Origin of the sequence: Terribium retamae (assembly GCF_022347545.1) — a bacterium.
GTDB lineage: Bacteria > Pseudomonadota > Alphaproteobacteria > Rhizobiales > Rhizobiaceae > Mesorhizobium > Mesorhizobium retamae.
The window spans coordinates 102,118-125,036 of record NZ_JAKREW010000013.1 but is presented as its reverse complement, the minus strand read 5'-3'; the positions used below and the strand labels follow the sequence as shown (position 1 = coordinate 125,036).

Here is a 22,919-nt window from a genome sequence, read left to right as displayed (position 1 = left end):
CGATGTCTCACCAATCTTGTTTCCGCGATCTGTTCAGGACGGCTGCTGCCGTCGCCGTATTTCTCGGGCTGTTTTCCGCATCGGCCCGCGCCGACTGGCAGGATGATATCGGCACGTTTCGCATAGGGGTGGTCGCCGAACCTGGTGCTGGCAACTCGGTGCCCGGCCTTTCCGTGCTGACGAAGGCTTATTCCATGGCGCTCGGCATGAAGGTCGAATTCCTCGTCGCTCCCGACTATGCCACGCTGATCGAAGCGCAGACTGCCGGTCGCGTGGAATATGCGATCTATTCGGCGCTTGCCTATGCGGCTGCGGCCGAACGTTGCGATTGCATCGAGCCGCTCGCAGCGCCGACCGACAGCGATGGGGCTATCGGCTTCCGATCGATCCTCGTCACCAGAGACGGGAAGGTCCCCTCGTTGCAAGCGATGGGTTCGCATCGGATCGCGGTTGGCGCCCCGGGGAGCATTGCCGGTTGGCTGTTGCCATTGGCCGAACTCGCGTCGCAACTGCCGTCCGTTCCAGGGGAGGGGCAGATACTGGAACATGCCCCTTCAGCTTCAGCCGCGGAGACGATGTTGATCGAAGGCAAGGTTGATGCGGTCTTTGGGTGGTCGCCCTCGGGCGAGGACAATCTCGAAGCTTTGACAGCGGGCACGGTCGCCAGATTGCGGGAAGCCGGTGTGGCGGAAGGCTCGCTTCAGGTGGTCTGGAAGTCCGGTTTGCTACGGTATGGACCTCATGCCGTGATGAAAACCCTGGACCCTGAAGCCAAACGCCGGCTCGGCGTTTTTCTGACCAACCTGAAACAGCAGACGCCTGAGACATACGACTTGCTGGAGCCGCGGCATTCCGGCGGCTTTGTCGCCGTCAAGCACAGTGACTATACAGTTGCTGCAAAGCTTTTGGGACGGATCAGTCGGAATGGAGATGAAGGCGAGAACGACAAACCAGAACCCTAGCAATCCGAACAGGTCAGCTTCGCTACCGTGCGCGGACGCAGAAGGTAGCTTTCCCCCATTTTTATATTGTTGAAAGCGTCAGTCAGGCCAAGCGCCTGTTGACCGCCCGTCGCCCAGACAATCAGCGGTTGATAGGCCAGGTTGCTGTCCACCTTGACCAGAAATGTGTCTTTGATGGCCAGTGCGGGCGGGATAACGATTTCCGTTCCTGGTGTTAGGCCGGCGCTGAAAGTGCCGTTGTCCAGCTTGCGCGACCAGGCCACGGTCGCTTTGGGTGGGGTCTCGTTGGACAATTGTATGCCCGTGATCGTGATCGTGGGCTTGGAGCGGGCATAGGGCAGTAGGGTGGTCTGGCCTATATCCATGATGCTTTGGATATCGGCTTTCGTGATCCCGCTGTCGGGCTTTTGCGCAACGAGGTCGGCGACCATGCTGCCGAGGCGGCTGACCTTCTTGTTGGTCTCGATCGCCTGCGAGGCCTCCATCGCCACGAAATACATGACAAGCAGAATAGGGGCGAGAAATGCGAATTCGACCGCGGCAACGCCGCGTTTGTCTCTATGGAAGCGGGCTGCGTTCCTTAGGAAGCCTTCTGCAACCGACCATCTCAGTGCTTGAAACAGCATCTTGTTTCCTTTGCCGGCAATGACCTCGGTCAGCTGCCGTAGGGCTCGTTGAACCAGGTATTGGTGGCGAAATGCAGCGTATCGCCATCCTTCAGATTGGCCATGGACTTCTTCATGAAGTCGGTGATGACCGGCCATTTGTAAAAGACGCGCAACATGTTGATCGTTTCGGCTGTACCGGGTTCAGCGACGAACTGTTTCGGGTCCACCGCCGTGCCTTTCATCAGCACGATGTCTCCATTGGCGATCTTGTATGTATGACCGGCGGCATCGGCGTAAGAATCGTATTTACGCAGATCGACTTTGAGGCGGGTTGTGCAACCGTTCGCCATCAGGATTTCCAGCCTGTAGCAGATCTTCTGCTTCAGGGTATCGACGGTGACAGCATTCGCCTTCAACTGCCCGGTCCGCAATTGACGTGCCAGATCATCTGTCGCGTTCGTGAGGATTTCCTGGCCGGCGAAGGAAAGGCAGCTCTCCAGGATCGCGAACACCAGAAGCGAGAAAGGGATGGCTAGAGCTGCGAATTCGATCGCCGTGCTGCCACGACGGTCGCGCGCAAAACGGACAAGAAAGCCAAGACGCCGCGCCGTGCGCGCCTTGTCACGTGTGTCTTCCTGCCCCATGACGACTGGAACCCCTGAGCCGAACCCGCTGGAAGTATAGACCAAACCCGTTGAGGGCCCGTTTTATTGACCCCTAAACTAATGGATGAAGTCTTTACCCGAGCTTAACCAGGCTGGACCCCGATTGCCCGCGCAGCTGCTTATTGGCCAGCGTTCATTTCCGACTCGGAAACCTTTTCGGCATCGGTCTTTGTCGCACTCTCGCAGTACGGGGTGCAGGACATGGTCTGAACCTGAGAGCGCCGATAGATGCGTACAGAACTCACTGCCTGCCGAACGACCGTGACCTGCTCGTCGAGGATCGGGCTACCTTGATTGTCGAGTGCCACGATGTTGGTGACACCGAATCCCTTGCCGGTAAGCACGATGGTGGAAGCATCCTGCACCGCAGCGTCCGCGATGGCGGAATTGCCAATGACCACTGTGTCGGCCGCTCGCGGAAGCTTCACGATCTTGGCCTGGTTCATGGTCACCTCGATGCCGACCTCGGCCTTGCTGGGCAAGGCAAAGATCGTGGCGGCAAGCGCCATGGCCACGATCAGTGGGTTCGACAGGGACATCGCGGTCTCCGACACGGTAAAAGTCGACGAAAAGATGAAGGAGATTGGTGAACCAAGGGTTAAGTCCGCTGGAACGCCGATGATGCGAGGGGCCGCTTACTGGAAGGCGTTCTGGCAGGACTGCCTTGAAATACGGCATTTATCGGCTTCGGCTCACCCATCCTTAACGCAATTGGACTAGGATACCGCGATTGCAGCTCTTTTCCAGTCTGGCCATGCTCGTAGCGCTGATCTTTGTCGTCTTTCCTTTCTGCATGTTGTTTGCGGCGGTTTCAGACATGCTTTCGATGACGATCGCCAATCGTGTGTCGGTTGTCTTGGCAGTGACCTTCTTGACGGTGGCCCCGCTGACAGGCATGGCCTGGACAGCCTACGGCTTGCACCTTGCCGCCGGCTTGGTGGTCCTGTGCGTTACCTTTGGTCTTTTTGCCATCGGCGGCATGGGTGGAGGCGATGCAAAGCTCCTGGCTGCGACCTCCATCTGGATGGGTTTCAGCATGACCCTGCTTCAATATCTGGTCTTTGCCTCTGTTATCGGTGGGGTCTTGACGCTCGCGATACTGGCTTTCCGTAAATCGCCGCTAGCTCTCCTTGCCGGCAACAATGTATTTCTGCGCCATTTCGCTAACGAGAAGGTCGGGGTGCCTTACGGCATTGCGCTGGGGCTGGGCGGCTTGTTCGTCTTTGCGGAATCGCCGCTGGCGCTGTGGGCTCTGGCGAGGCTCTCGGGCTAGTTGCCGAGATCGTTGGATATCCGAATGGAAATTGGTCGACTGACTGTGCTGGCTGTATAGGTGTCTTCAGGCATTGGGAATTATTTCCTTCAAGTCATTAAATTAGAACTCCATTAACCATAATTTGACGATTTCAGACGCACAGTCCGACCTGGTGGTTTGTCAGGGTGGAATGGGGCGATGCCGGTATCCCGGTTGATTGTTTTAAGCGTGGCTGTGGCCGCTGCCGGAGGCGCGGGCTACGTGGCGAAGAACATGGCTGTCCCGGCTCCTCAAATTATCGAGACGGGTCCTCAGCAACCGGCGATCGCACTGGAAGACGTGCTGGTTCTCAGCGCCGACGTCCCGATGGGAACCCCGCTGGAATCCGCCATCAAATGGGAATCCTGGCCAGCGGATGGGGTGAATCCCAATTTCATCACTCGTGCCAGCGACCCTGAAGCGGCTGAAAAACTGAAGAACTCTGTGGCTCGCGTCGCGATGTATGCGGGCGAGCCGGTCCGTCGGTCAAAGCTGATCGGCGAGGGACAGAGTTTCATGTCCTCCATCCTGCCTTCGGGGACACGAGCGGTGGCGACGGCGATTGCCGCCGACACCTCTGCAGGCGGCTTCATCCTGCCGAACGACTATGTCGACGTCATCATGACGCGGAAAACCGATCCGGCGAACGGCGGCGGTGGCTTTACCACCGAGACCATTCTGAAGAACATCCGCGTGCTGGCGATCGACCAGACAATCCAGGAAGACGAAGAAGGCAAGAAGACCCGTGTCGGTCAGACGGCCACGCTGGAGCTGACACCTCAGCAAGCGGAAATCATCACCGTCGCGCAACAGATGGCGGACCGGCTCACGCTGGCGCTGCGCTCGATCAAGGACGCGCAAGAAAAGACAACCGGCGAAGCTGATTATCTCGTCTCCGGTAACGGACGACGGGGCACCGTACGTCTCATCAAATCCGGCGAAGTTTCCGAAGTGGGGGCAAGGAAATGAACATATCCAGTTTCGCCTCCGCGCTTGCCGTAGGTCTCTTGCTCTGCGGAACCGGTGCGATGGGGACGATCGAAGCGCAGGCTGCCAATGGTACGGCGCGCGTCGGCAACAGCACTGCCAATCAACGCATCAAGCTTGGCCTCAATAAGTCTATCGTCGTCGACTTGCCGAACGACGCCTATGACATCCTCGTCGCCAACCCGACCGTGGCTGACGCTGTGACGCGCACTTCCCGCAGGATCTATCTGTTCGGCAAGGCGGTCGGCGAGACCAACATTTTTGTCTTCGGTCCCAATGGCGAGCAGATCGTCAGTCTCGACCTCGCAGTCGAACGCGATGTCGCCGGACTTGAAGACTACCTGAAGCGGTTCATTCCCAATTCCAGCATCAAGGTGGAACTGCTCAACGACAACGTCGTCCTGACAGGCACCGTCGATACGCCGCTCGATTCCAAGCGTGCCGTCGATCTCGCCACCATCTTCGTCACGGGCGGTGAAGCGACCACCGGTCAGTATTCGCAGACTGCCGTTGGCGGCTCGCGCGACGGCGGCGTGGACATCGACAACCCCGACCAGACTCGCCAGAAAAGCCAGATCGTCAATCTGCTCCAGATCATGGGCGACGATCAGGTAACTCTGAAGGTGACGGTGGCAGAGGTGAGCCGGTCTGTCATGAAGCAGCTTGGCGTCAACATGGTTGGCAATGGTGGCTCAAATGGGATCACGTGGAGTTCGCTAACGCAAAACTATCCGGGTCTAGGCAAGCCGCTGTCTGACTCGGGCTTTAACATCGGATCCTCGTCCTTGACGGCGTATGTCAACGCAATGGAACAAGCCGGTGTCATGAAGACACTGGCTGAGCCGACTCTCACGGCTGTCTCGGGTGAGAAAGCGACATTCCGGGTTGGTGGAGAATACAATCTCCTCAACACTGCGGACAATGAAAAGGAAGACGACGGCACCACCAAGAGGACCTACGGGTTCAAGACAGTAGAATATGGCATCGGACTTGAATTCCAGCCGGTGGTGCTTTCCGCTGGCCGCATCAGCTTGAAAGTCAGGACTTCCGTTTCTGAACCGACGACCGAAGCGTCCGTCTCGCTCAATGATTCCAACATGATTTCGATCCGCAAGCGATTGGCTGACACAACCGTCGAACTCCCCTCCGGTGGGTCGATGATGATCGCGGGCCTGGTTCGCGACGACGTTCGTCAGGCCATCAATGGCCTCCCAGGTCTGTCGAAGATTCCCGTGCTGGGCGCGTTGTTCCGCAGTCGCGACTTCGTTCGTAATGAGAGCGAATTGGTCATCATCATCACGCCCTATCTGGCCCGACCGACGGCGCGCAACGACCTCGCAAAGCCGGACGACAATTTTAATGCCGCCAGCGATGGCGCAGGCATGTTTCTTGGCCGTGTCAACCGTGTCTACGGCACCATGCAGACTGACAAGCCTGCCGGCCGATATCACGGCGTCGTCGGCTTCATCTATAAATAAGCGGGGAGTGGATATGTCTCATTCGGCAAGAAACCAGGTCCCGCAGCTGGCGCTCCACGGCAGCAAAATGGTGATGCCCGCATTGCTGCTCGCAATTACCCTGCTTGGGGGGTGCGCCAACCGCGACAGCGTGACTGTGGGTGCTATCCCGGACGATTACCGCACCAATCATCCGATCATGATTTCGCAGCAGGACAAGACGTTGGACATCCCCGTCGGTGCCAGCGATCGTGACATGACAAGGGCGCAAAAGGAATCGCTGCTCGGTTTTCTTGAGGGGTACGATCGCGCAGCCGCTTCCGTGGTGACCATATCGGTGCCCACAGGCTCAGCCAACGAGATCGCCGCGCAATCCGCCGCACGCGGTTTCGCAAAGGTCGCTGCCGCCAATGGTGTTCGCCGCGACCGCATCGCCTTCATCTCCTACGATGCCGGCGGGGGGGATATCGCGGCACCGGTGCGCGTGACCTATTCCGCCTTACGCGCGCATACCGACAAATGCGGCCGCTGGTCGGCGGATATCGCCGATACGACCGAGAACAAGCACTATACGAATTTTGGCTGTTCCTATCAGAACAACCTCGCTGCCCAGATCGCCAATCCGAATGATCTTTTGGGCCCGCGCCAGCAGACGCCGGTCGACGCAACACGGCGTGGAGTGGTGATCGACGGCTATCGCAAGGCACCATTCTACACGCCGGTGCCACGCCAGGAAGTCGATTACTGACGCAATGGATCGCAGGGGGCAAAGAACATGACTAATCTGGCCTACGATCCTTCCGAGGACGACGATAATATCTCCCGTCAGGATATCGCGGCCATGCAGGCGTTGCGGCCCGTTCCGCGCATTTCCGTGCAGGCCTTCTGCGAGACGGAGGGTGTTGCCAATCCGATCGAGCGCGCGGGCCAGGATCGCCGAATGGCCAAAGCCCATCTGAAAGTGCACATGGGCGGCATTCCGACTGCAATCGACTTCTACCATTCGGCGCCGACCCCCAACCTGATTGTGCTGGAGACGCGCGCCGAGCCGAAGGAGATGCTCGAGCAACTCGGCCGGCTTGCCGAATATTGCGATCCGACCTCCAAGGTCGTTGTCATTGGCCACTACAACGATGTCGGGCTTTATCGCGAGCTGATCCGCAACGGCATTTCGGAATATGTCGTGGCACCGGTTTCGATGGCCGACATCGTCGCCGTTATCGCCTCGATTTTCGTCGATCCGGAAGCAGCGCCGATCGGCCGCTCCATGGCTTTCATTGGAGCCAAGGGCGGCGTCGGCTCCTCCACGATCGCGCATAATGTCGCCTGGGCCGTTTCGTCCCTGTTCCAGTCGGAAGTAGTGGTGGCCGATCTCGATCTTGCTTTCGGCACCGCGAACATCAATTTCGATCAGGATCCTGCACAAGGCATCGCGGAGGCAGTGTTCTCGCCGGAGCGTATCGATGAGGTTTATCTCGATCGCCTGCTCGCGCAATGTGCCGAGCACCTTTCCCTGCTGGCAGCGCCTTCGACGCTGGATCGTGTCTACGACTTCGAGCCGGAGGCTTTCAGCCAGATCATCGACACGGCGCAGAGAACCGCTCCCGTGCTGGTTCTCGATGTTCCGCATATCTGGAGCGGCTGGAGCAAGAACACGCTGATCAAGGCCGATGAGATCATCATCACGGCGACGCCGGAACTGGCCAATCTGCGCAACACCAAGAACCTGGTCGATATGTTGAAGCGGTTGAGGCCGAACGACCCGCCGCCGAAGCTGATCCTCAACCAGGCCGGTGTCCCCAAACGTCCGGAAATCTCTGCCAACGACTTCGCCGAGCCGCTCGGCATTACCCCGATGGCAGTCATCCCATTCGAGCCGCTGCTGTTTGGCAATGCCGCCAACAATGGCCGCATGTTGGGGGAGATGGACGCCAAGAATCCTGTTGTCGCAACGCTCAATGAGATCGCGCACGTGCTGACGGGGCGCAGCGAGCTGAAGTCGAAGAAAAAGAGCAGTCTCGGTGGGCTCCTGGGCAAGTTCAAGCGTAACAAGAAGTAATCGCCTCAGGGCGCGGTGGGTAACGGATCATGTTTGGTAAAAGAGGCAGTGACGACAGCAGCCGCAAGGCGCCGGAATTTCGTCAGCCGGTAACCGTGCCGGTTGAGACTGTCGTTGCACCTCGCCCGTCCACGCCGATTGCGCCGCAACAAGCATCCGCACCTGCAGCCGCGCCCGCACGCCGCATGGTCGATGCTCCCAGCATGGTTGCAGAACCAAAACGGGCACCGCGGGAGCGTGGTGAATCTTACTACGATACCAAGAGTCAGGTTTTTTCGGCGCTCATCGACACTATCGACCTGTCGCAATTGGCCAAGCTCGATCCTGAAAGTGCGCGAGAGGAAATTCGCGACATCGTCAACGACATCATCGCGATCAAGAATTTCGCTATGTCGATTGCCGAACAGGAGGATCTGCTTGAGGATATCTGCAACGATGTCCTGGGTTATGGCCCATTGGAGCCATTGCTGGCGCGCGACGACATTGCCGACATCATGGTCAACGGCTCCCGCAACGTCTACATCGAAGTCAACGGTCAGGTTGAGACGACAGGCATCCGCTTCCGCGATAACCAGCAGCTCCTCAACATATGCCAGCGCATCGTTTCCCAGGTTGGCCGCCGCGTCGACGAATCCTCGCCGATCTGCGACGCCCGTCTGCCGGACGGCTCGCGTGTCAACGTCATCGCACCGCCATTGGCGATCGATGGAACTGCGCTGACCATCCGTAAGTTCAAGAAGGACAAGCTGACCCTGGACCAATTGGTGCGTTTCGGCGCGATCTCGCCGGAAGGCGCCGAGGTGCTGAAGATCATCGGTCGCGTCCGTTGCAACGTCGTCATCTCAGGCTCCACCGGCTCCGGCAAGACGACATTGCTCAACTGCCTGACAAATTATGTCGATCGCCAGGAACGAGTTATCACCTGCGAGGATTCGGCTGAATTGCAACTCCAGCAGCCGCATGTGGTGCGCCTGGAGACCCGCCCGCCAAATCTGGAAGGCGAGGGCGAGGTGACGATGCGCGATCTGGTCAGAAACTGCCTGCGTATGCGGCCTGACAGGATCATCGTCGGCGAAGTGCGCGGACCGGAGGTTTTCGACCTGCTGCAAGCCATGAATACCGGCCATGACGGTTCCATGGGCACGATCCATTCCAACAGCCCGCGCGAATGCCTGAACCGCATGGAGTCCATGGTCGCGATGGGCGGATATACGCTGCCGCAGAAGACCGTACGCGAAATCATCGTTGGTTCCGTCGATGTCATCATTCAGGCCGCCCGCTTGCGCGATGGATCGCGTCGTATCACCCACATCACCGAAGTGGTGGGCATGGAAGGTGACGTGATCATCACGCAGGACCTTGTCCTCTACAACATCAAGGGCGAGGACATGAATGGCAGGCTGATCGGCGAGCATGTGTCGACCGGCATCGGGCGCCCCCATTTTTGGGAGCGGGCTCGCTACTACGGTGAAGAGCAGCGCCTGGCCACGGCATTAGAGGCGATGGAGAAGCGGGCGGGCTGAACCAGCCCGAAAGGCGTGAGGAGCCTTGCCGATGTTCGGTATCGACACCACAGTTCTTCTCTTCGTTATTCTCGCGGGCACCTGCGCCGGCGCGATCACCTATGCGCTTCTGTTCAACCGCATGAGCGCCGAAAAGCAGGTCGGTAAGCGCCTGGAGAGCATCAAGGCCGCGGAAAGCGATCGTGCCGTCGTGAAAGCTGCGCGCGAAAAGATCAACGAAGCCGCCAAGCGCCGAAAATCGCTGCAGGACACGCTGAAGGACCTCGACGAAAAGCAGAAAACCAGTACCCGGACCATCAAGAATCCACCATTGCGGATCCAGATCCGCCAGGCGGGACTGAACATGGCTGTGGAGCGCTTCTACATTTATTCCGCAGCTTGTGGCATAGCGCTCGCCCTCGTGGTCTTCATCGTAGGTGCGCCGCTCTTCGCGGTACCTGCAGCAGCCCTGGTCGGTGGTCTAGGCCTGCCACGCTGGTTCATATCGTTCTGCCGCAAACGTCGCGTCAAAGCCTTCCTCAACGAATTTCCCAACGCACTCGATGTCATCGTGCGCGCCGTGAAGTCCGGCTTGCCGCTCAACGACGGCATCCGTCTGATCGCCAGCGAGTCAGCCGAGCCGGTAAAAAGCGAGTTTCGTCGCATCGTGGATGCGCAGCAGATGGGGCTGTCTATCCCGGACGCGGCCTTGCGCATGCCAGAGACCATGCCATGCCCGGAAGCGGGCTTTTTCGGCATCGTCATTCAGATCCAGGCGCAGGCCGGAGGCAATCTGTCGGAAGCGCTCGGCAATCTGTCGCGCGTGCTGCGCGACCGCAAGAAGATGAAAGCCAAGGTCCAAGCGCTGTCGATGGAAGCTAAGGCTTCGGCAGCGATCATTGGGGCGCTACCTTTCATCGTCGCTTTTCTCGTCTATCTCACCAGCCCGAATTATCTCATGCCGCTCTTTGTCACCAGCACCGGCCATTTGATCCTGGGCGTGTCCGCCATCTGGATGTCGCTCGGCATTTTCGTGATGCGTCGCATGATGAACATCGAAGTTTGAGACCATGTCCGGACAAACGATCACAACGCTAACCGATCCGGCTTTCTTGATCGCCATTCTTGTGGCGATTGCCGTGTTCGCCACGGTCTTCACCTTGTTGCCGGCTTTCGCCCGCGATCCCCTCAAGTCGCGAATGAAGTCGGTTGCGCTCGAGCGCGATGAACTGCGCGCCAAGCAGCGTGCACGGCTCGCGGCCGAAGCCGACCGCCGCCGCAAAGGTTTGCGCGAAGAACAATCGGTAGGCATGCGCAACATCGTCGAGCGCCTGGATCTCAAGCGTGCATTGGCTGACGAGAACACGCTGCAGAAACTGAAGATGGCAGGTTTTCGCGGGCAGAATCCGCTGACGAAGTTCCTGTTCTTTCGCCTTGTTCTGCCATTCGCGGGCCTGGTCGTAGCCGTATTCTACGTTTTCGTGCTCGGCAGTCTTGGGGAGCAGCCGCTCTTCGTAAAGCTGTTTGTCTGTATCGTAGGCGGCTATGTCGGCTTTTATATTCCGGTTCTTTACGTTTCCAATCGCGCCACGAAGCGAAAGCAATCCATTCAGAAGGCCTGGCCTGATGCTCTGGACCTGATGCTGATCTGTGTGGAATCAGGCATGTCGGTGGAAGCTGCCATGCGCAAGGTTGCTGACGAGATCGGTCCGCAGTCGGTGGAACTGGCGGAAGAGTTTGTACTCACCAATGCCGAGTTGTCGTATCTGCAGGAGCGCCGGCAAGCCTATGAGAACCTTGCTGGTCGCACTGGGTTGGAGTCGGTGAAGTCGGTGACACAAGCGCTCATCCAGGCCGAGCGTTACGGCACGCCCGTTGCCCATGCGCTGCGCGTGCTGGCGGCTGAAAGCCGCGACATGCGCATGAACGAGGCTGAAAAGAGAGCTGCTGCCCTGCCGCCAAAGCTGACCGTGCCGATGATCCTGTTTTTCCTGCCGGTCCTGTTTGCCATCATCCTTGGCCCTGCAGGCATCACCGTCAGTCAGCGCGGCATGTTCGGCGACAAGCCGCAGTCGACCGATCAGCAGTAAATCAAACCGCAATTGATGCATGAAGCCACGTGAGCATGTCCCGCGTGGCGTCTGCTCGTGAGGGGACGGTTAGTTGACGGCTGCCTCGGGCTGCTTCTTGCCCTTGTCTTGGGCTTTCAACTGGTTCCACGCATTCTGCTGCGAGAGCATCTGGCGCAGATAGGTGACGTTGGCCTGCGCTTGCTCGGGCGACAGCTCCTGCGAAGCGATTTTTTCCGCTTCATCGAAGCGGCCCTGCAGGCCGACCGCCAGCGCAAGGTTCTGCCGCACCCGACTGTCGGCGTTGGGTTGCGACGCGGCCGAACGCAGATAGGTTTCCGCCGTACGCAGATCGCCTTCCAGCAGATAGGACATGCCGAGATTGGAAAGGATCGTCGGCTCGTTGGGCTTCAGATCCTGTGCCTTGCGATAGAGCTGACGGGCTTCGTCGCGTTGTCCGAGTTGGTCTAGAATGGCTCCTTCCGCTGATACCAGCTTCCAGTCCGGATATTCGGGTGTCTGCGCGCGGCGTACGGCATCAAGCGCCGGTTCGAGCTGTCCGTTTGCTGCGAGTGCCTTGCCGTAGGCAGCGAGCACATCGCGATCCTTCGGATAGGCAATCGCCAGCTTGCGCATCACCGCCAGGGATTGGTCGGCGTCGCCGTTCATCTGCAGCGTGATGGCGTATTTCAACGCGATGTTCTTATCACCGGGATTGCGCGCATAGGATTGACCGAGCCGGTTCGTGGCTTCGCGCAATTCGCCGGATGACATCATTTCCACCGGCTTGCCATTGCCACGACCGACCGAACCGGTCGACATGCGGTCCGTGGTGCCGCACCCGGCCGTCCCCGCGGCGAGCATAGCCAGAAAGGCAGCCGTCAAAAGCCGCTTGCCTGTCATGCGGGCGGGGCGGGTGATGGGCATGGGGGCGGGCTCCATTCTTCCGGGGGCCGTTCGACGGCCGTCTTCCCTAGCCGAGAAATATTCTGTTAACCCTAACGGATGGTTAAGAGCGCCGAGTCGCAGGCGCTGTCGGAGCTTGGAAGATGCCTGTCGAACTCGTTGAAAAGAAACCTCGCAAGGCACTGCCGGTCCATCTTGTCAGCAAGGACGGATTGGGCGCCGCGGGCCTCGCGCCCGAGGCGCTTGCCTGGGCTAAAGCCAACGGGTTTTCAGGGGAAGCTGGTCGCACATTGGTGCTGCCGGGTGAGGGTGGCCAGATCGGCGGTGCGTTGTTCGGGGCAGGCGACGGTGCGCTTCAGGCCGGCTCGCTTGCCAGGGCGCTGCCAACTGGAGACTGGCACTTCGCGGAAGCGCCTGCCGACCCGGAACTTTCCGCTTTGGCCCTGGTGCTCGGCGGCTATGTCTTTACCCGCTACGGCAAGAAGCCCGGCAAGGCATTGCGTTTCGCGCTGCCGTCCGGTGTTGATGCGGGTCGCGTAAAGCGTCTCGCCGAAGGCGTCTTCCTGGTTCGCGATCTCGTCAACACACCGACCAGCGACATGGGCCCCGAAGCACTGGAAAAAGCTGTTCGGGTGCTCGCGAAGCAATATAAAGCGAATGTCTCCGTCACCAAGGGTGACGATCTCATCAACAACAATTTCCCGATGATCCATGCCGTCGGTCGAGCCTCGGCCGAGGCGCCGCGCCTTGTCGATCTGACCTGGGGGCCGAAGCACGCACCGAAGGTGACACTGGTCGGCAAGGGCGTGTGCTTCGATACCGGCGGGCTCGACATCAAGCCGTCGGCTTCGATGCTTCTGATGAAGAAGGATATGGGCGGCGCAGCCAATGTGTTGGGCTTGGCCTCCATGATCATGGCAGCCGGCTTGAAGGTCAGGCTACGCGTGCTGATCCCGGCAGTCGAAAATTCCATTTCGGCCAATGCATTTCGCCCGGGTGACGTGCTCACCAGTCGCAAAGGTATCACGGTCGAGATCGGCAACACCGATGCCGAGGGCCGGCTGGTGCTGGCCGATGCGCTGGCGTTGGCCGATGACGAGCAGCCGCAACTGTTGATCGACATGGCGACGCTGACAGGTGCCGCGCGCGTCGCGCTGGGGCCGGACCTGCCGCCCTTCTACACGGATGACGATGCTCTCGCTGCCGAGCTTGCGACCGCAGCGGCGGCCGTGGAGGATCCGCTGTGGCGCATGCCGCTTTGGAAACCCTATGATGCCAAGCTGTCATCCAAGATCGCCGATATGAACAACGTCACGGCAGACAGTTTCGCCGGTTCGATCACCGCAGCGCTTTTTCTCAAGCGCTTCGTCCAGAAGAGCGCGAGCTGGGCGCATTTCGACATCTTCGCCTGGAATCCGGCCGAGCGCCCCTATGGTCCTGCCGGGGGTGAGGCTCAAGCTATTCGCGCGCTGGAACGGGTCATTTCCGGCCGCTTCGGCTGACACGCAACTGAAACGGATGCGAAACGATTTTCCGTCATGCTGGGCGGATGTCGATCGCTCTGCGTCCCAGCCAAGCCTTGCGACTGTGGCAGCACGTCATGCTGTCGCAGGTGCGGGGCGATGCACCGGATCTTACAGCACGACAGCTTGCGATCCTGCTCACGGTCTATCTTGATCCACCGCCACACACGGTTCGCGGGCTAGCGACTCGGCTGGACGTCACCAAGCCCGTCATCACACGCGCCTTGGACACGATGGGGGCACTCAAGCTGGTCTCGCGCCACCGCGACGAATTTGACAAGCGCAACGTGCTGGTCAAGCGCACGGTCGACGGCGCACTCTATGTCGAGCGGCTTGGTGATGATATCATCGCCAAGGCTCTTGCTTTGCCGATCTGATCTCCAAACAGCCGAGTTGATGCCTTGACCGCCCATGACGCCCGCCTGCATGCTTTCCGCGCCGATCTCGCAGATATCCGCCTGAAAGGCGAGGTGGCGGCCGAGCGCTTCGTTGCCGGCCGGCCAGCCCGCATTGCGACTTCAGTGGTCGATCTGCGCCGCGCGCCGCGCGCCGATTCCGGCATCGATACGCAATTTTTGTTTGGCGATGATGTTGTGGTGTTTGACGAAGCCGATGGCTGGGCGTGGGTGCAGGGTGAGCGCGATGGCTATGTCGGCTATGTTTCGGTCGCGGAACTGGGCGCACGCCAAGCAACTCCCACCCATATCGTTTCGGCCGCCCGTACTTTTCTCTATCCTGGGCCCGACTTGCGCCTGCCGCGTAGCGGGCAATTGTCGATGGGTTCGACCGTGACCGTGACAGGCGTCGCCGAAACACGCGGTACACACTATGCCGTGCTGCCTTCCGGCGAGACGATCATCGCCGGCCATCTGCTGCCGGTCGGCGAGCACGCGGCGGACTATGTCTCGGTCGCTGAAACCTTCCTCGGCACACCCTATCTGTGGGGCGGTGCTTCCGGTTTCGGCATCGATTGTTCCGGTCTCGTGCAACTTTCAATGCGCATGGCCGGCCGCAATGTGTTGCGCGATACCGACATGCAGGTCTCTTCGCTGGGTGAACTTCTCGATGTCGATACAGACCATTCCGGTCTACAGCGCGGGGACCTGGTGTTCTGGAAGGGCCATGTCGCGATCATGACCGATGCTGAAACGATGATTCATGCCAATGGTCATACCATGACGGTCGCACGGGAAGGCCTTAAAGAAGCCATTGCCCGCATCGGCTATCTCTACGGCGGTCCAACTGCTTTTCGCCGGCCCTAGAGCGTTTCCGTTTTTTACGGAAACGCGGAGATGCACTAAGTTTTGTTTTATTTGAATTTTTGTAACGCCAAGTGGTTCCACTTGGCTACAAATGCCCTGGCTCGAGATGTCAGTGCTCGATGGACCATTTGACGGGCATCCAGCGGGCATGGCGGCGGGCGATACGCTCATCGCGGGTTTCCGCATCGTAGACTGTGAGCAGGGGTTCCCGCGTGAATTGCGCGCGCTCATCGAGCGCGTTGACGACGATGATTGCTCGTTTCTCTTCGGTATTGGAGGTGACGGCTGCGACGTAAACTCCACAATCCCGGCAGACCAGATATTCGGCTGTCCTCAGCCCGAATCCATAGCGCGAAAGCAGGTCTTCGTTTTTGACGCGAATGCTCAGCCTTCCGCTCGGATCGGCCGCCGCAAGTGAATTGTGCTTGCGGCAGAAGGAACACTGACAAGCGCGAAGCTCGGTTTCAGCCGGCGGGATATTCGTTTCATAGCTCAGCCGGACGTTGCCGCAATGGCAGCCACCTTCGTGCACGGTCATCGCCGCCTCCTGTCCAACGGATGTGCAGGATAGCATCTGTATTCTGTTTCGGAATGTCGATCCGAAGGCCAGACGTCACAAATGGCTATAAAACGAAGGCGAAGGCCCGGCGCGAGGCCGTTTATTTGCCGCTGCGGCGCAGATGCTCGTCCAGCCTCGGCATGATTTCCACGAAATTGCAGGGCATGTGCCGATAGTCGAACTGAGCCTTCAGGATGCCGTCCCAGGCATCCTTGCATGCGCCTGGCGATCCCGGCAGCACGAAGACGAAGGTTGCATTGACCACGCCGCCTGTTGCCCGGCTTTGGATGGTTGAAGTACCGATCTTGTCGTAGGAGATGCGGTGAAAAACCTCTGAAAAGCCGTCCATCCGCTTCTCGAAGATCGGTTCCAACGCTTCCGGTGTCACGTCGCGCCCGGTGAAACCGGTGCCACCGGTGGTGATGATGACGTCGATGCCTTCGTCCTTCGACCAGAACAGCACCTTGTCGCGGATCTTGTCACGGTCGTCGGTGACGATGTCGCGAGCCGCCAGGATGTGCCCCGCCGCCTCGATACGATCCGCCAGTGTCTGGCCGGACTTGTCGTCGGCGAGGCTGCGTGTGTCGGAGACGGTCAGCACCGCGATGCGGACAGGTATGAAGGGCCGGGCCGTATCAGGCATGCGGATATTCCAGAGCCTCCGATGGCATGGAGCGTGTTGCGGCGACGAACCAATCCGGGTGCCGTGCCCGGATGCTGGCCGCTGCCCGCTTGGCGACATTGCCTGTTTCGAAGAGGCCGAAACAGGTGGCGCCCGAACCCGACATGCGCGCGAAGGCGGCATCTGCCTCGAGTAATGACGCTTTGGCCTTTCCGATCAAGGGCGCGATCGTCTCGGCGGCAGGCTCGAGGTCATTGCGCGTCGCCTCGAGCCAACCACGCAGGCTGTGGAAGTCGATGATCTTCGGCAACGGAGGCAAGGCTTCGTTGTCGCGGAGGGCAAGCGATCTGAAGACATCGGCGGTGGTGACCGCCACGCCCGGATTGACCATGACCAGCCCGAGTGCAGGAAATTGTGCCACGGGCGAAATTGCCTCGCCGGCGCCGTAGGCCAGCAGGGGCTGGGCCTTGAGGCACATTGGCAAATCGGCGCCGAGTGAGAAACCGATCCGCGCCAACTGCGCCTCGTCGATGTCAAGCTCCCAGGTCGAGACCAGTTCGCGCAACGCCGCTGCTGCATCGCTCGATCCGCCGCCGATGCCGGATGCCACCGGTAGGTTCTTTTCGAGTGAAATGGCCACCGCAGGTGCATTCTGCGGGCCTACATGGCTGCGCAAGGCATCGCGTGCCCTGAGTATCAGGTTGGTTTCGTCGGTCGGCACCAGCCCGGCGAAACGGCCCGAGATGCTGAAACGGTCCTCGTCGGCTTTTCGTGCTTCGATACGGTCCCCGAAGCGGGTGAATACGGCGAGGCTTTCTATTGTGTGATAGCCATCGGCTCGCCGGCCGGTGACATGAAGCGCAAGATTAACCTTCGCGGGCGCCAAGCGAGCGCCCGCGGCATAATCTGCGGATACACGGTCGAGTACTGCGGTGCTCAATCCTTGGCCAGCCGGTATTCGCCGGTCTTGGGATCCTTGACGAGGGTCCCCGTAGCGCCATTGGACCGCTGCTGTTCGGCACGCCGCACCTTGGCGGTCACGCGTTCGGCTTCCTTGATGAAGGAGCGGTAGCCAACATAGGCAACGATGCCGACGAGAATGAAGAAGATGATCTGCGGCATACCAAAACTCCTTCCTCAAGGGTCCGTCATGGCGGACGTTCGGGTCGGGCAAGTGATTATCGTAGCCCGTTCCTGTGGCTTTTCAAAGACCGAAACGGCTCCATAATGCGCGTTCTTCCGCCGCATCGAAAAGTGCGTCTACTCCGGCCGCGGCCAAGGCCGGCGCCGAGAGGCGGCTCGACGAACCGAACAGGCCGAAACGGCCGAACAGCCCGCGCGGCTGGGTGATGAGCTTGAGCTGCGTTTTCGAACCATAACGTTCCTTGAGGGTGCTTCGCATGTCGCCGAGGCCATCGACCAGACCGAGTTCCAACCCTCTCTTGCCGGACCAGAACAGGCCAGTGAACAGGTCGGGGTCGTCCTTCAACTTGGTGCCGCGACGCTCCTTGACGAGATCGATGAAGCTCTCGTGCAATTCCAGCATCAGCGTCTTAAGGCGTTCCACATCCTCTTTCTTCTCCGGTTGGAACGGATCCATGGAGGACTTGTTCTTGCCGGCGGTGTGCACCCGGCGCTCCACGCCGATCTTCTTGATGAGATCGGTGAAGCCGAATGTGCCGGAAATCACGCCGATCGAGCCGACGATGGAGGACGGATCGGCAATGATCTCGTCCGCCGCGACCGCGATCATGTAGCCGCCAGATGCGGCGACATCTTCGACAAAAACGAAGACCTTTTTGTTCTTCTCCGCGGCCAGGTCGCGAATGCGCTTGTAGATAAGCCGCGATTGGACGGGCGAACCACCCGGTGAGTTGATCGAGATCGCAACGGCCGGGCCGGGAAAGGAAAAAGCCTTCTCGATCAGGCCAGCCGTCGCAGCCAGGGAGAGACTTGGCCTAAACTGGCTGCCGCCGGCCATGATGGTGCCATGCAGCCGGATGACGGGAACAACGATATCGGCGGAGCGCCAGGATTTCGGCAGGATACGGTTGAAAAGGCGGCGCACGGGATGCGGTTCTCCAGTTTTGGCCCTTGGCATGTAGGCATTCACCACGTCACGGCAATGGCGAAGGCGTTTCAATCTCCGAAAAGCGTGGCCGTTCCGTTGCTGATGGCATCCGCGCTCGGCAGAAGCCCCTTGCCACCTTTCTCGTGCAGGACAAGCGGCGGCAGCAGCGAAAGCTTGCCGCGTGCACCCAGGAAGGCCCGCACCACGATACGGATCGCCGCCTCGTCGACAAGCGGATGTACCGGCACGATCTCCGCTGCGCCGAAACGGCCAGCCAAGGCATCGAGAATCGCTGCCAAGGACTCGGGCCGAGCAATGATCGCCAGGCCGCCACGCGGCTTGGTCACGGCGGCAGCGCTGCGCAGCCAGGCTTCGAACAAGCCCTCTGCCATGACATGGGCCTCGCGTCGAAGCGTATTGGGCGTGGCCCGGTCCTTGCCAGCATTGAAGGGCGGATTCATGATGACGAAGTCGAATTGGTGGTCGCCGAGCCCGGCTGCGTTCCTCGCTCTGCCGGTCAGCGTCACGTCCGCCCGGAGAACCTCCGCCCTGTCGCTGAGATGTTGATTGGCCGGGTGGGCCAAAGATGCTTCGGCGAACACCGCCATTTCCAGGGATCGCTCCACCAACGTTACCCGGGCCTGTTCGCAGCGGGAAATGACGGCGAGCCCCGCCGCGCCGGCACCGGCACCGAAATCGGCCAGTCGCCCGACGAAGTTTGATGGAACGGCAGCTGCCAGCATCATGGCGTCCATGCCGGCGCGGTGGCCGCCATTGGCGGGCTGCACCAGCCAGAAGCGACCGCGATGAAAGGCATCGATCGTGTGATCGGGCGCGTCGCCGGCGGCGGCTGGGGTCATGTCCGGCGGATTTCGTGGGCGATGCCAGCGTCGGTCAGAATACGCCGCGCTTCGTCGATACGGTCGTCTTCGACCAGGATGCGGCGCGGCAGGATGCCGATCGAGCCATCCAGAACACTCATATTTTGGTCGGCGGTGAGGAAGCCTATGCCGGCATCGCGCATCAGCGATTCGACGAATGAGATGACGACGGCGTCGTTGGTGCGGATGAGCTCGATCATGGACGGCAAAATCGCAGTTTGGAACAGTGATGTAAACGGTTAGCTCGCGCCCCCTCTTGCGCAAACCGCGCCAATTCGCCACTTGCCGTATGCGCTCCGGCCGCTAGAGTCCAATTAAGCAGCGTGGCGCGGCGGACGGGAGTTTCAGTGTGGGTGTCGTTCTCAACCTTGAAGATGGCAAGCGGGAAGCAGCGTCGATCAAGGGCCTGATCGATCTGACTGCGGCGGATATGGGCCGCGTCAACGAATTGATCCTGTCCAAGGCTGGTTCGGACGTGCAGATGATCCCCGAGGTAGCCAATCACCTGATCTCGTCGGGTGGAAAGCGGCTGAGGCCGATGCTGACGCTCGCTGCCGCGCAGATGTTCGGCTACGCCGGCGACGGTCACGTCAAGCTTGCGACCAGCGTCGAGTTCATGCACACAGCCACTCTTCTGCACGATGACGTGGTCGATGAGAGCGGCATGCGCCGCGGCAAGAAGACGGCGCGTATGATCTGGGGCAACCAGGCAAGCGTGCTGGTCGGTGATTTCCTGCTTGGCCAGGCTTTTCGGATGATGGTCGATGTCGGCTCGTTGGATGCGCTCGATATCCTGTCGTCGGCGGCTTCGATCATCGCCGAGGGCGAGGTCATGCAGCTTGCTGCCGCCAAGAACCTCGATACGACCGAGGATGAGCATTTTGCGGTCATCAAGGCCAAGACCGCGGCGCTGTTTTCAGCGGCCGCCGAAGTTGGCCCGGTCATCGCAAAGGCTTCGCGCACCGATCGTGCCGCACTGCGTTCCTATGGCATGAATCTCGGTCTGGCCTTCCAACTCATCGACGATGCGCTGGATTATGGCGGCACTTCGAAGGACCTCGGCAAGAATGTCGGCGACGACTTTCGTGAAGGCAAGGTGACGTTGCCGGTGATCCTCGCTTATCGACGTGGCACAGCGGCCGAACGCACATTCTGGAAGCGCGCGATCGAGGAGAACGTCGCCGACGACGCCGGTCTTGAAAGGGCGATCGGCTTGATGACGCGCCACAGCGCCATCTCCGACACGATCGGCCGGGCCCGCCATTTCGGCGAGATCGCCCGTGACGCGCTGGCACCGCTGGAGGAGACGCCGCAAAAGGCGGCGCTCATCGATGTAATCGACTTTTGCATCAGCCGGGTAAATTGAGCCGCCGCTGTCGGCGCAAAGCGTGTAGAACTTCTTTGTGATTTGTTTCATGGTGGGCGCGGGCCGCCGCCTGGCATTCTCCAGCGCGGTCGCCTTAGCCGGATGCCATGCTTTGTTAAGACGATGTCCGCATTGTGACCGCGTTCCGGATTGATGCGCGACCCCAAAAAGGCCATGCTTTGCCCGGAAAGAAGGATTCTTGGCGATCTCCGCTGAAGCAGGGGATTTGCCCGCCAGAAAGGAATACGATGCGGCAAAGACGTGCTCGCTGGCTTTCGAGCCTGGCCATTCTCGCTGGTCTCGCGGCCCAGACCCAGTCGGGTTTTGCGGCGCAGACATCAGCGCCCGTCGAAATCAATTCTTTTTCCGGCGCTTATCTGTCTGCCAGGGTTGCCGAAAACGACAACGATCTCGACAACGCCATCAATTATTACAAGCAGGCATTGGCCTTCGCGCCTGAAGATACGCAACTTCAGCAAAGCCTGATGCTGTCGCTGATCGCCCAGGGACGCTTCGAGGAATCGCTGCCCTACGCCGACAAGCTGAAGGAAGTGCCGGATATCGAGCGCTTTTCGCGTCTGGCCTTGGCTGTCGACAGCTTCAAGAAGAAGGACTTCGCCAAGGCGCAGTACTGGCTGAAACTGTCGCTGGGCGCCGATCTCGACAAGTTGATCTGCGGTGTCATGACAGGTTGGGCCATGCAGGGTGCCGGCCAGGGCGGCGATGCCATGGAGTATGTCGGCAAACTGGAAGGGCCGGAATGGTTCGACCTGTTCAAGTCTTATCATCGCGGCCTGATCGCCGACGCAGCCGGCCAAGCCGACAAGGCGGACGCCGCCTATTCCGAGGCCATCGCCAACACGGCAGCCGGTGGCGCCGCTCCGGAGACCTGGATGCGTGCGGCGCAGGCCTATGCGACGTTCCTGGCCCGCAAAGGCGACAAGGACAAGGCGCTCTCGGTGTTGAAGCAGGCGGAAGAGTTCGGTCCGGGCAAGATCGAAATCGTGGCCCTGCGCGACAAGATCGCAAAAGGGGAGAAACCGGAGCCCCTGGTTGTAAATCCCTCTGAAGGTGCTTCCGAGATCCTGCTCAACCTCGCTACCGCGCTCAATCGGGGAGGGGGCGAACCCTTTGTACGCCTCTATCTGGAATATGCGCTGGCTCTGAAGCCGGACAGCGACGTGGTTCTGGTGCAGCTTGCCGCAGTTGCCGAGCAACTGAAGGATGGAGAACGCGCCATCGACTTCTATCGCCGCATTCCCGCCAACTCGCCGCTCAAGGAAGTCTCGGAGCTGCAGACTGGTCTGAACCTGGCCGATCTCGGGCGTAATGACGAGGCGATCAAGCAACTCAAGGTGCTGGTCGAGGCCAATCCGGAAGACATGCGCGGTTATCTGGCGCTCGGCGGCGTGTATGCCTCCAAGCAGGATTTCCGCTCTGCCGCCGAACTCTTCGACAAGGCGGTCGCGGTGTTGAAGACGCCGACCAAGGCCGACTGGAACATCTTCTACCAGCGCGGCATTGCCTATGAGCGCATCAAGGAATGGCCGAAGGCCGAGCCGAACTTCCGCAAGGCGCTGGAACTCTTTCCAAACCAGCCGCAGGTGCTCAACTATCTGGGTTATTCCTGGGTGGATATGGGCACCAACCTCAAGGAAGCGCTGGATATGATCAAGAAGGCCGCGGAATTGCGGCCGAGCGACGGTTACATCATCGATTCCTTGGGATGGGCTTATTACAAGCTCGGCCGCTACGACGACGCCGTGCGCGAGATGGAGCGTGCCGTGCAGTTGAAGCCGGAAGACCCGGTTCTGAACGACCATCTCGGCGATGTCTACTGGCGGGTCGGCCGCAAGCTGGAAGCAACGTTCCAGTGGCGCCACGCGCGCGATCTGAAGCCCGAGCCCGATGTGCTGGCCTCCGTCGAGCAGAAATTGCTCAAGGGCCTGCCGCCGCTCGAGAACAAGACCGCCCAGGAGGCGCCGAAGCCCAAGCCGACAGCCCCGAAGGGGTAAGAGCACCCGAAGAGGAATTGGCGGATCGACGCGCGCTAGAGCATTTTGTAGCCAAATAGAATCACTTGGCGTTACAAAAATGCGGCGAAAACAAACCCTTAGAGCGTTTCC

Annotated in this window: 25 protein-coding genes; 14 read left to right on the top strand and 11 right to left on the bottom strand. The window is 59.9% G+C overall.

Annotated elements, in window-relative coordinates:
- Nucleotides 1-2: 2 nt before the first annotated feature.
- Nucleotides 3-962, top strand: a complete 960-nt coding sequence (locus L4923_RS15270; RefSeq protein WP_239366506.1) for a phosphate/phosphite/phosphonate ABC transporter substrate-binding protein — start codon at nt 3-5, stop codon at nt 960-962.
- Here L4923_RS15270 and L4923_RS15265 read toward each other — a convergent pair.
- From L4923_RS15265 to L4923_RS15255, 3 genes are all read right to left on the bottom strand, one after another.
- The gene (locus L4923_RS15265; protein ID WP_239366503.1) at nt 959-1,726 is read right to left on the bottom strand and encodes a TadE/TadG family type IV pilus assembly protein; all 768 of its coding nucleotides are present in this window, start codon (nt 1,724-1,726) and stop codon (nt 959-961) included. The two genes, L4923_RS15270 and L4923_RS15265, sit on opposite strands and share 4 nt — an antisense overlap.
- The gene (locus L4923_RS15260; RefSeq protein ID WP_239366500.1) at nt 1,618-2,214 is read right to left on the bottom strand and encodes a TadE/TadG family type IV pilus assembly protein; all 597 of its coding nucleotides are present in this window, start codon (nt 2,212-2,214) and stop codon (nt 1,618-1,620) included. The genes L4923_RS15265 and L4923_RS15260 overlap by 109 nt, the downstream gene beginning before the upstream one ends.
- Nucleotides 2,215-2,354: 140 nt before the next feature.
- Nucleotides 2,355-2,774, bottom strand: a complete 420-nt coding sequence (locus L4923_RS15255; protein WP_239366498.1) for a pilus assembly protein N-terminal domain-containing protein — start codon at nt 2,772-2,774, stop codon at nt 2,355-2,357.
- A gap of 215 nt (nt 2,775-2,989) precedes the next feature.
- Between L4923_RS15255 and L4923_RS15250 the strand changes: the two genes are divergently transcribed.
- From L4923_RS15250 to L4923_RS15215, 8 genes are all read left to right on the top strand, one after another.
- A complete protein-coding gene (locus tag L4923_RS15250; RefSeq protein WP_239366530.1) occupies nt 2,990-3,508 on the top strand; it encodes an A24 family peptidase in 519 nt (172 codons plus the stop codon).
- Nucleotides 3,509-3,688: 180 nt separating this feature from the next.
- The gene (gene cpaB, locus L4923_RS15245; RefSeq protein ID WP_239366496.1) at nt 3,689-4,498 is read left to right on the top strand and encodes a Flp pilus assembly protein CpaB; all 810 of its coding nucleotides are present in this window, start codon (nt 3,689-3,691) and stop codon (nt 4,496-4,498) included.
- Nucleotides 4,495-5,994 (top strand): type II and III secretion system protein family protein, encoded by a 1,500-nt coding sequence (locus L4923_RS15240; protein WP_425530952.1) that lies wholly within the window; start codon nt 4,495-4,497, stop codon nt 5,992-5,994. The genes cpaB and L4923_RS15240 overlap by 4 nt, the downstream gene beginning before the upstream one ends.
- Before the next feature lie 13 nt (nt 5,995-6,007).
- A complete protein-coding gene (locus L4923_RS15235) occupies nt 6,008-6,721 on the top strand; it encodes a CpaD family pilus assembly protein (protein WP_239366494.1) in 714 nt (237 codons plus the stop codon).
- A 27-nt stretch (nt 6,722-6,748) separates the two neighbouring features.
- Entirely contained in the window at nt 6,749-8,032 is a 1,284-nt protein-coding gene (locus L4923_RS15230) for a CpaE/TadZ family protein (protein ID WP_239366491.1), read from the top strand.
- Nucleotides 8,033-8,061: 29 nt separating this feature from the next.
- Nucleotides 8,062-9,555, top strand: coding sequence for a TadA family conjugal transfer-associated ATPase (locus L4923_RS15225; RefSeq protein ID WP_239366488.1), 1,494 nt, complete (start codon nt 8,062-8,064; stop codon nt 9,553-9,555).
- A 31-nt stretch (nt 9,556-9,586) separates the two neighbouring features.
- Nucleotides 9,587-10,600 carry a type II secretion system F family protein gene (locus L4923_RS15220; RefSeq protein ID WP_239366486.1) on the top strand — a complete coding sequence of 338 codons (1,014 nt, stop codon included), beginning with the start codon at nt 9,587-9,589 and terminating at the stop codon, nt 10,598-10,600.
- Between the two features lie 4 nt (nt 10,601-10,604).
- Complete coding sequence (locus L4923_RS15215) at nt 10,605-11,624, top strand: type II secretion system F family protein (RefSeq protein WP_239366485.1); 1,020 nt, start codon at nt 10,605-10,607, stop codon at nt 11,622-11,624.
- Between the two features lie 69 nt (nt 11,625-11,693).
- Here L4923_RS15215 and L4923_RS15210 read toward each other — a convergent pair whose 3' ends face one another.
- Nucleotides 11,694-12,530: a tetratricopeptide repeat protein gene (locus L4923_RS15210; protein ID WP_239366484.1), complete on the bottom strand. Its 837-nt coding sequence runs from the start codon at nt 12,528-12,530 to the stop codon at nt 11,694-11,696.
- Between the two features lie 122 nt (nt 12,531-12,652).
- Between L4923_RS15210 and L4923_RS15205 the strand changes: the two genes are divergently transcribed.
- The 3 genes from L4923_RS15205 to L4923_RS15195 are packed head-to-tail and all read left to right on the top strand — an operon-like array spanning nt 12,653 to nt 15,294.
- Entirely contained in the window at nt 12,653-14,011 is a 1,359-nt protein-coding gene (locus L4923_RS15205; protein ID WP_239366483.1) for a leucyl aminopeptidase family protein, read from the top strand.
- Between the two features lie 47 nt (nt 14,012-14,058).
- Nucleotides 14,059-14,409 (top strand): MarR family winged helix-turn-helix transcriptional regulator, encoded by a 351-nt coding sequence (locus tag L4923_RS15200; RefSeq protein ID WP_239366482.1) that lies wholly within the window; start codon nt 14,059-14,061, stop codon nt 14,407-14,409.
- Between the two features lie 24 nt (nt 14,410-14,433).
- Nucleotides 14,434-15,294 carry a C40 family peptidase gene (locus tag L4923_RS15195; RefSeq protein WP_239366481.1) on the top strand — a complete coding sequence of 287 codons (861 nt, stop codon included), beginning with the start codon at nt 14,434-14,436 and terminating at the stop codon, nt 15,292-15,294.
- 109 nt (nt 15,295-15,403) lie between these two features.
- On the opposite strand, the gene L4923_RS15190 is transcribed toward L4923_RS15195, so the two are convergent.
- The 7 genes from L4923_RS15190 to L4923_RS15160 all read right to left on the bottom strand — a co-directional run bounded on the left by L4923_RS15190 (nt 15,404) and on the right by L4923_RS15160 (nt 19,627).
- Nucleotides 15,404-15,832, bottom strand: a complete 429-nt coding sequence (locus L4923_RS15190; protein ID WP_239366480.1) for a GFA family protein — start codon at nt 15,830-15,832, stop codon at nt 15,404-15,406.
- Nucleotides 15,833-15,953: 121 nt separating this feature from the next.
- Nucleotides 15,954-16,496: a molybdenum cofactor biosynthesis protein B gene (gene moaB / locus L4923_RS15185; protein ID WP_239366479.1), complete on the bottom strand. Its 543-nt coding sequence runs from the start codon at nt 16,494-16,496 to the stop codon at nt 15,954-15,956.
- On the bottom strand, nt 16,489-17,415 hold the full coding sequence (locus L4923_RS15180; RefSeq protein WP_239366476.1) for a 4-(cytidine 5'-diphospho)-2-C-methyl-D-erythritol kinase: 927 nt from the start codon (nt 17,413-17,415) through the stop codon (nt 16,489-16,491). Before L4923_RS15180 ends, moaB begins: the two co-directional genes overlap by 8 nt.
- Complete coding sequence (locus L4923_RS15175; protein ID WP_239366473.1) at nt 17,412-17,597, bottom strand: hypothetical protein; 186 nt, start codon at nt 17,595-17,597, stop codon at nt 17,412-17,414. The genes L4923_RS15180 and L4923_RS15175 overlap by 4 nt, the downstream gene beginning before the upstream one ends.
- Nucleotides 17,598-17,679: 82 nt before the next feature.
- Nucleotides 17,680-18,543 carry a S49 family peptidase gene (locus tag L4923_RS15170; protein WP_239366471.1) on the bottom strand — a complete coding sequence of 288 codons (864 nt, stop codon included), beginning with the start codon at nt 18,541-18,543 and terminating at the stop codon, nt 17,680-17,682.
- Nucleotides 18,544-18,614: 71 nt separating this feature from the next.
- Complete coding sequence (locus L4923_RS15165) at nt 18,615-19,406, bottom strand: tRNA1(Val) (adenine(37)-N6)-methyltransferase (protein WP_239366469.1); 792 nt, start codon at nt 19,404-19,406, stop codon at nt 18,615-18,617.
- Nucleotides 19,403-19,627 (bottom strand): putative signal transducing protein, encoded by a 225-nt coding sequence (locus L4923_RS15160; RefSeq protein WP_239366467.1) that lies wholly within the window; start codon nt 19,625-19,627, stop codon nt 19,403-19,405. The genes L4923_RS15165 and L4923_RS15160 overlap by 4 nt, the downstream gene beginning before the upstream one ends.
- A 149-nt stretch (nt 19,628-19,776) precedes the next feature.
- Between L4923_RS15160 and L4923_RS15155 the strand changes: the two genes are divergently transcribed.
- Nucleotides 19,777-20,793 (top strand): polyprenyl synthetase family protein, encoded by a 1,017-nt coding sequence (locus L4923_RS15155; RefSeq protein ID WP_239366466.1) that lies wholly within the window; start codon nt 19,777-19,779, stop codon nt 20,791-20,793.
- A 248-nt stretch (nt 20,794-21,041) separates the two neighbouring features.
- Entirely contained in the window at nt 21,042-22,808 is a 1,767-nt protein-coding gene (locus L4923_RS15150) for a tetratricopeptide repeat protein (RefSeq protein WP_239366465.1), read from the top strand.
- Nucleotides 22,809-22,919: the final 111 nt, after the last annotated feature.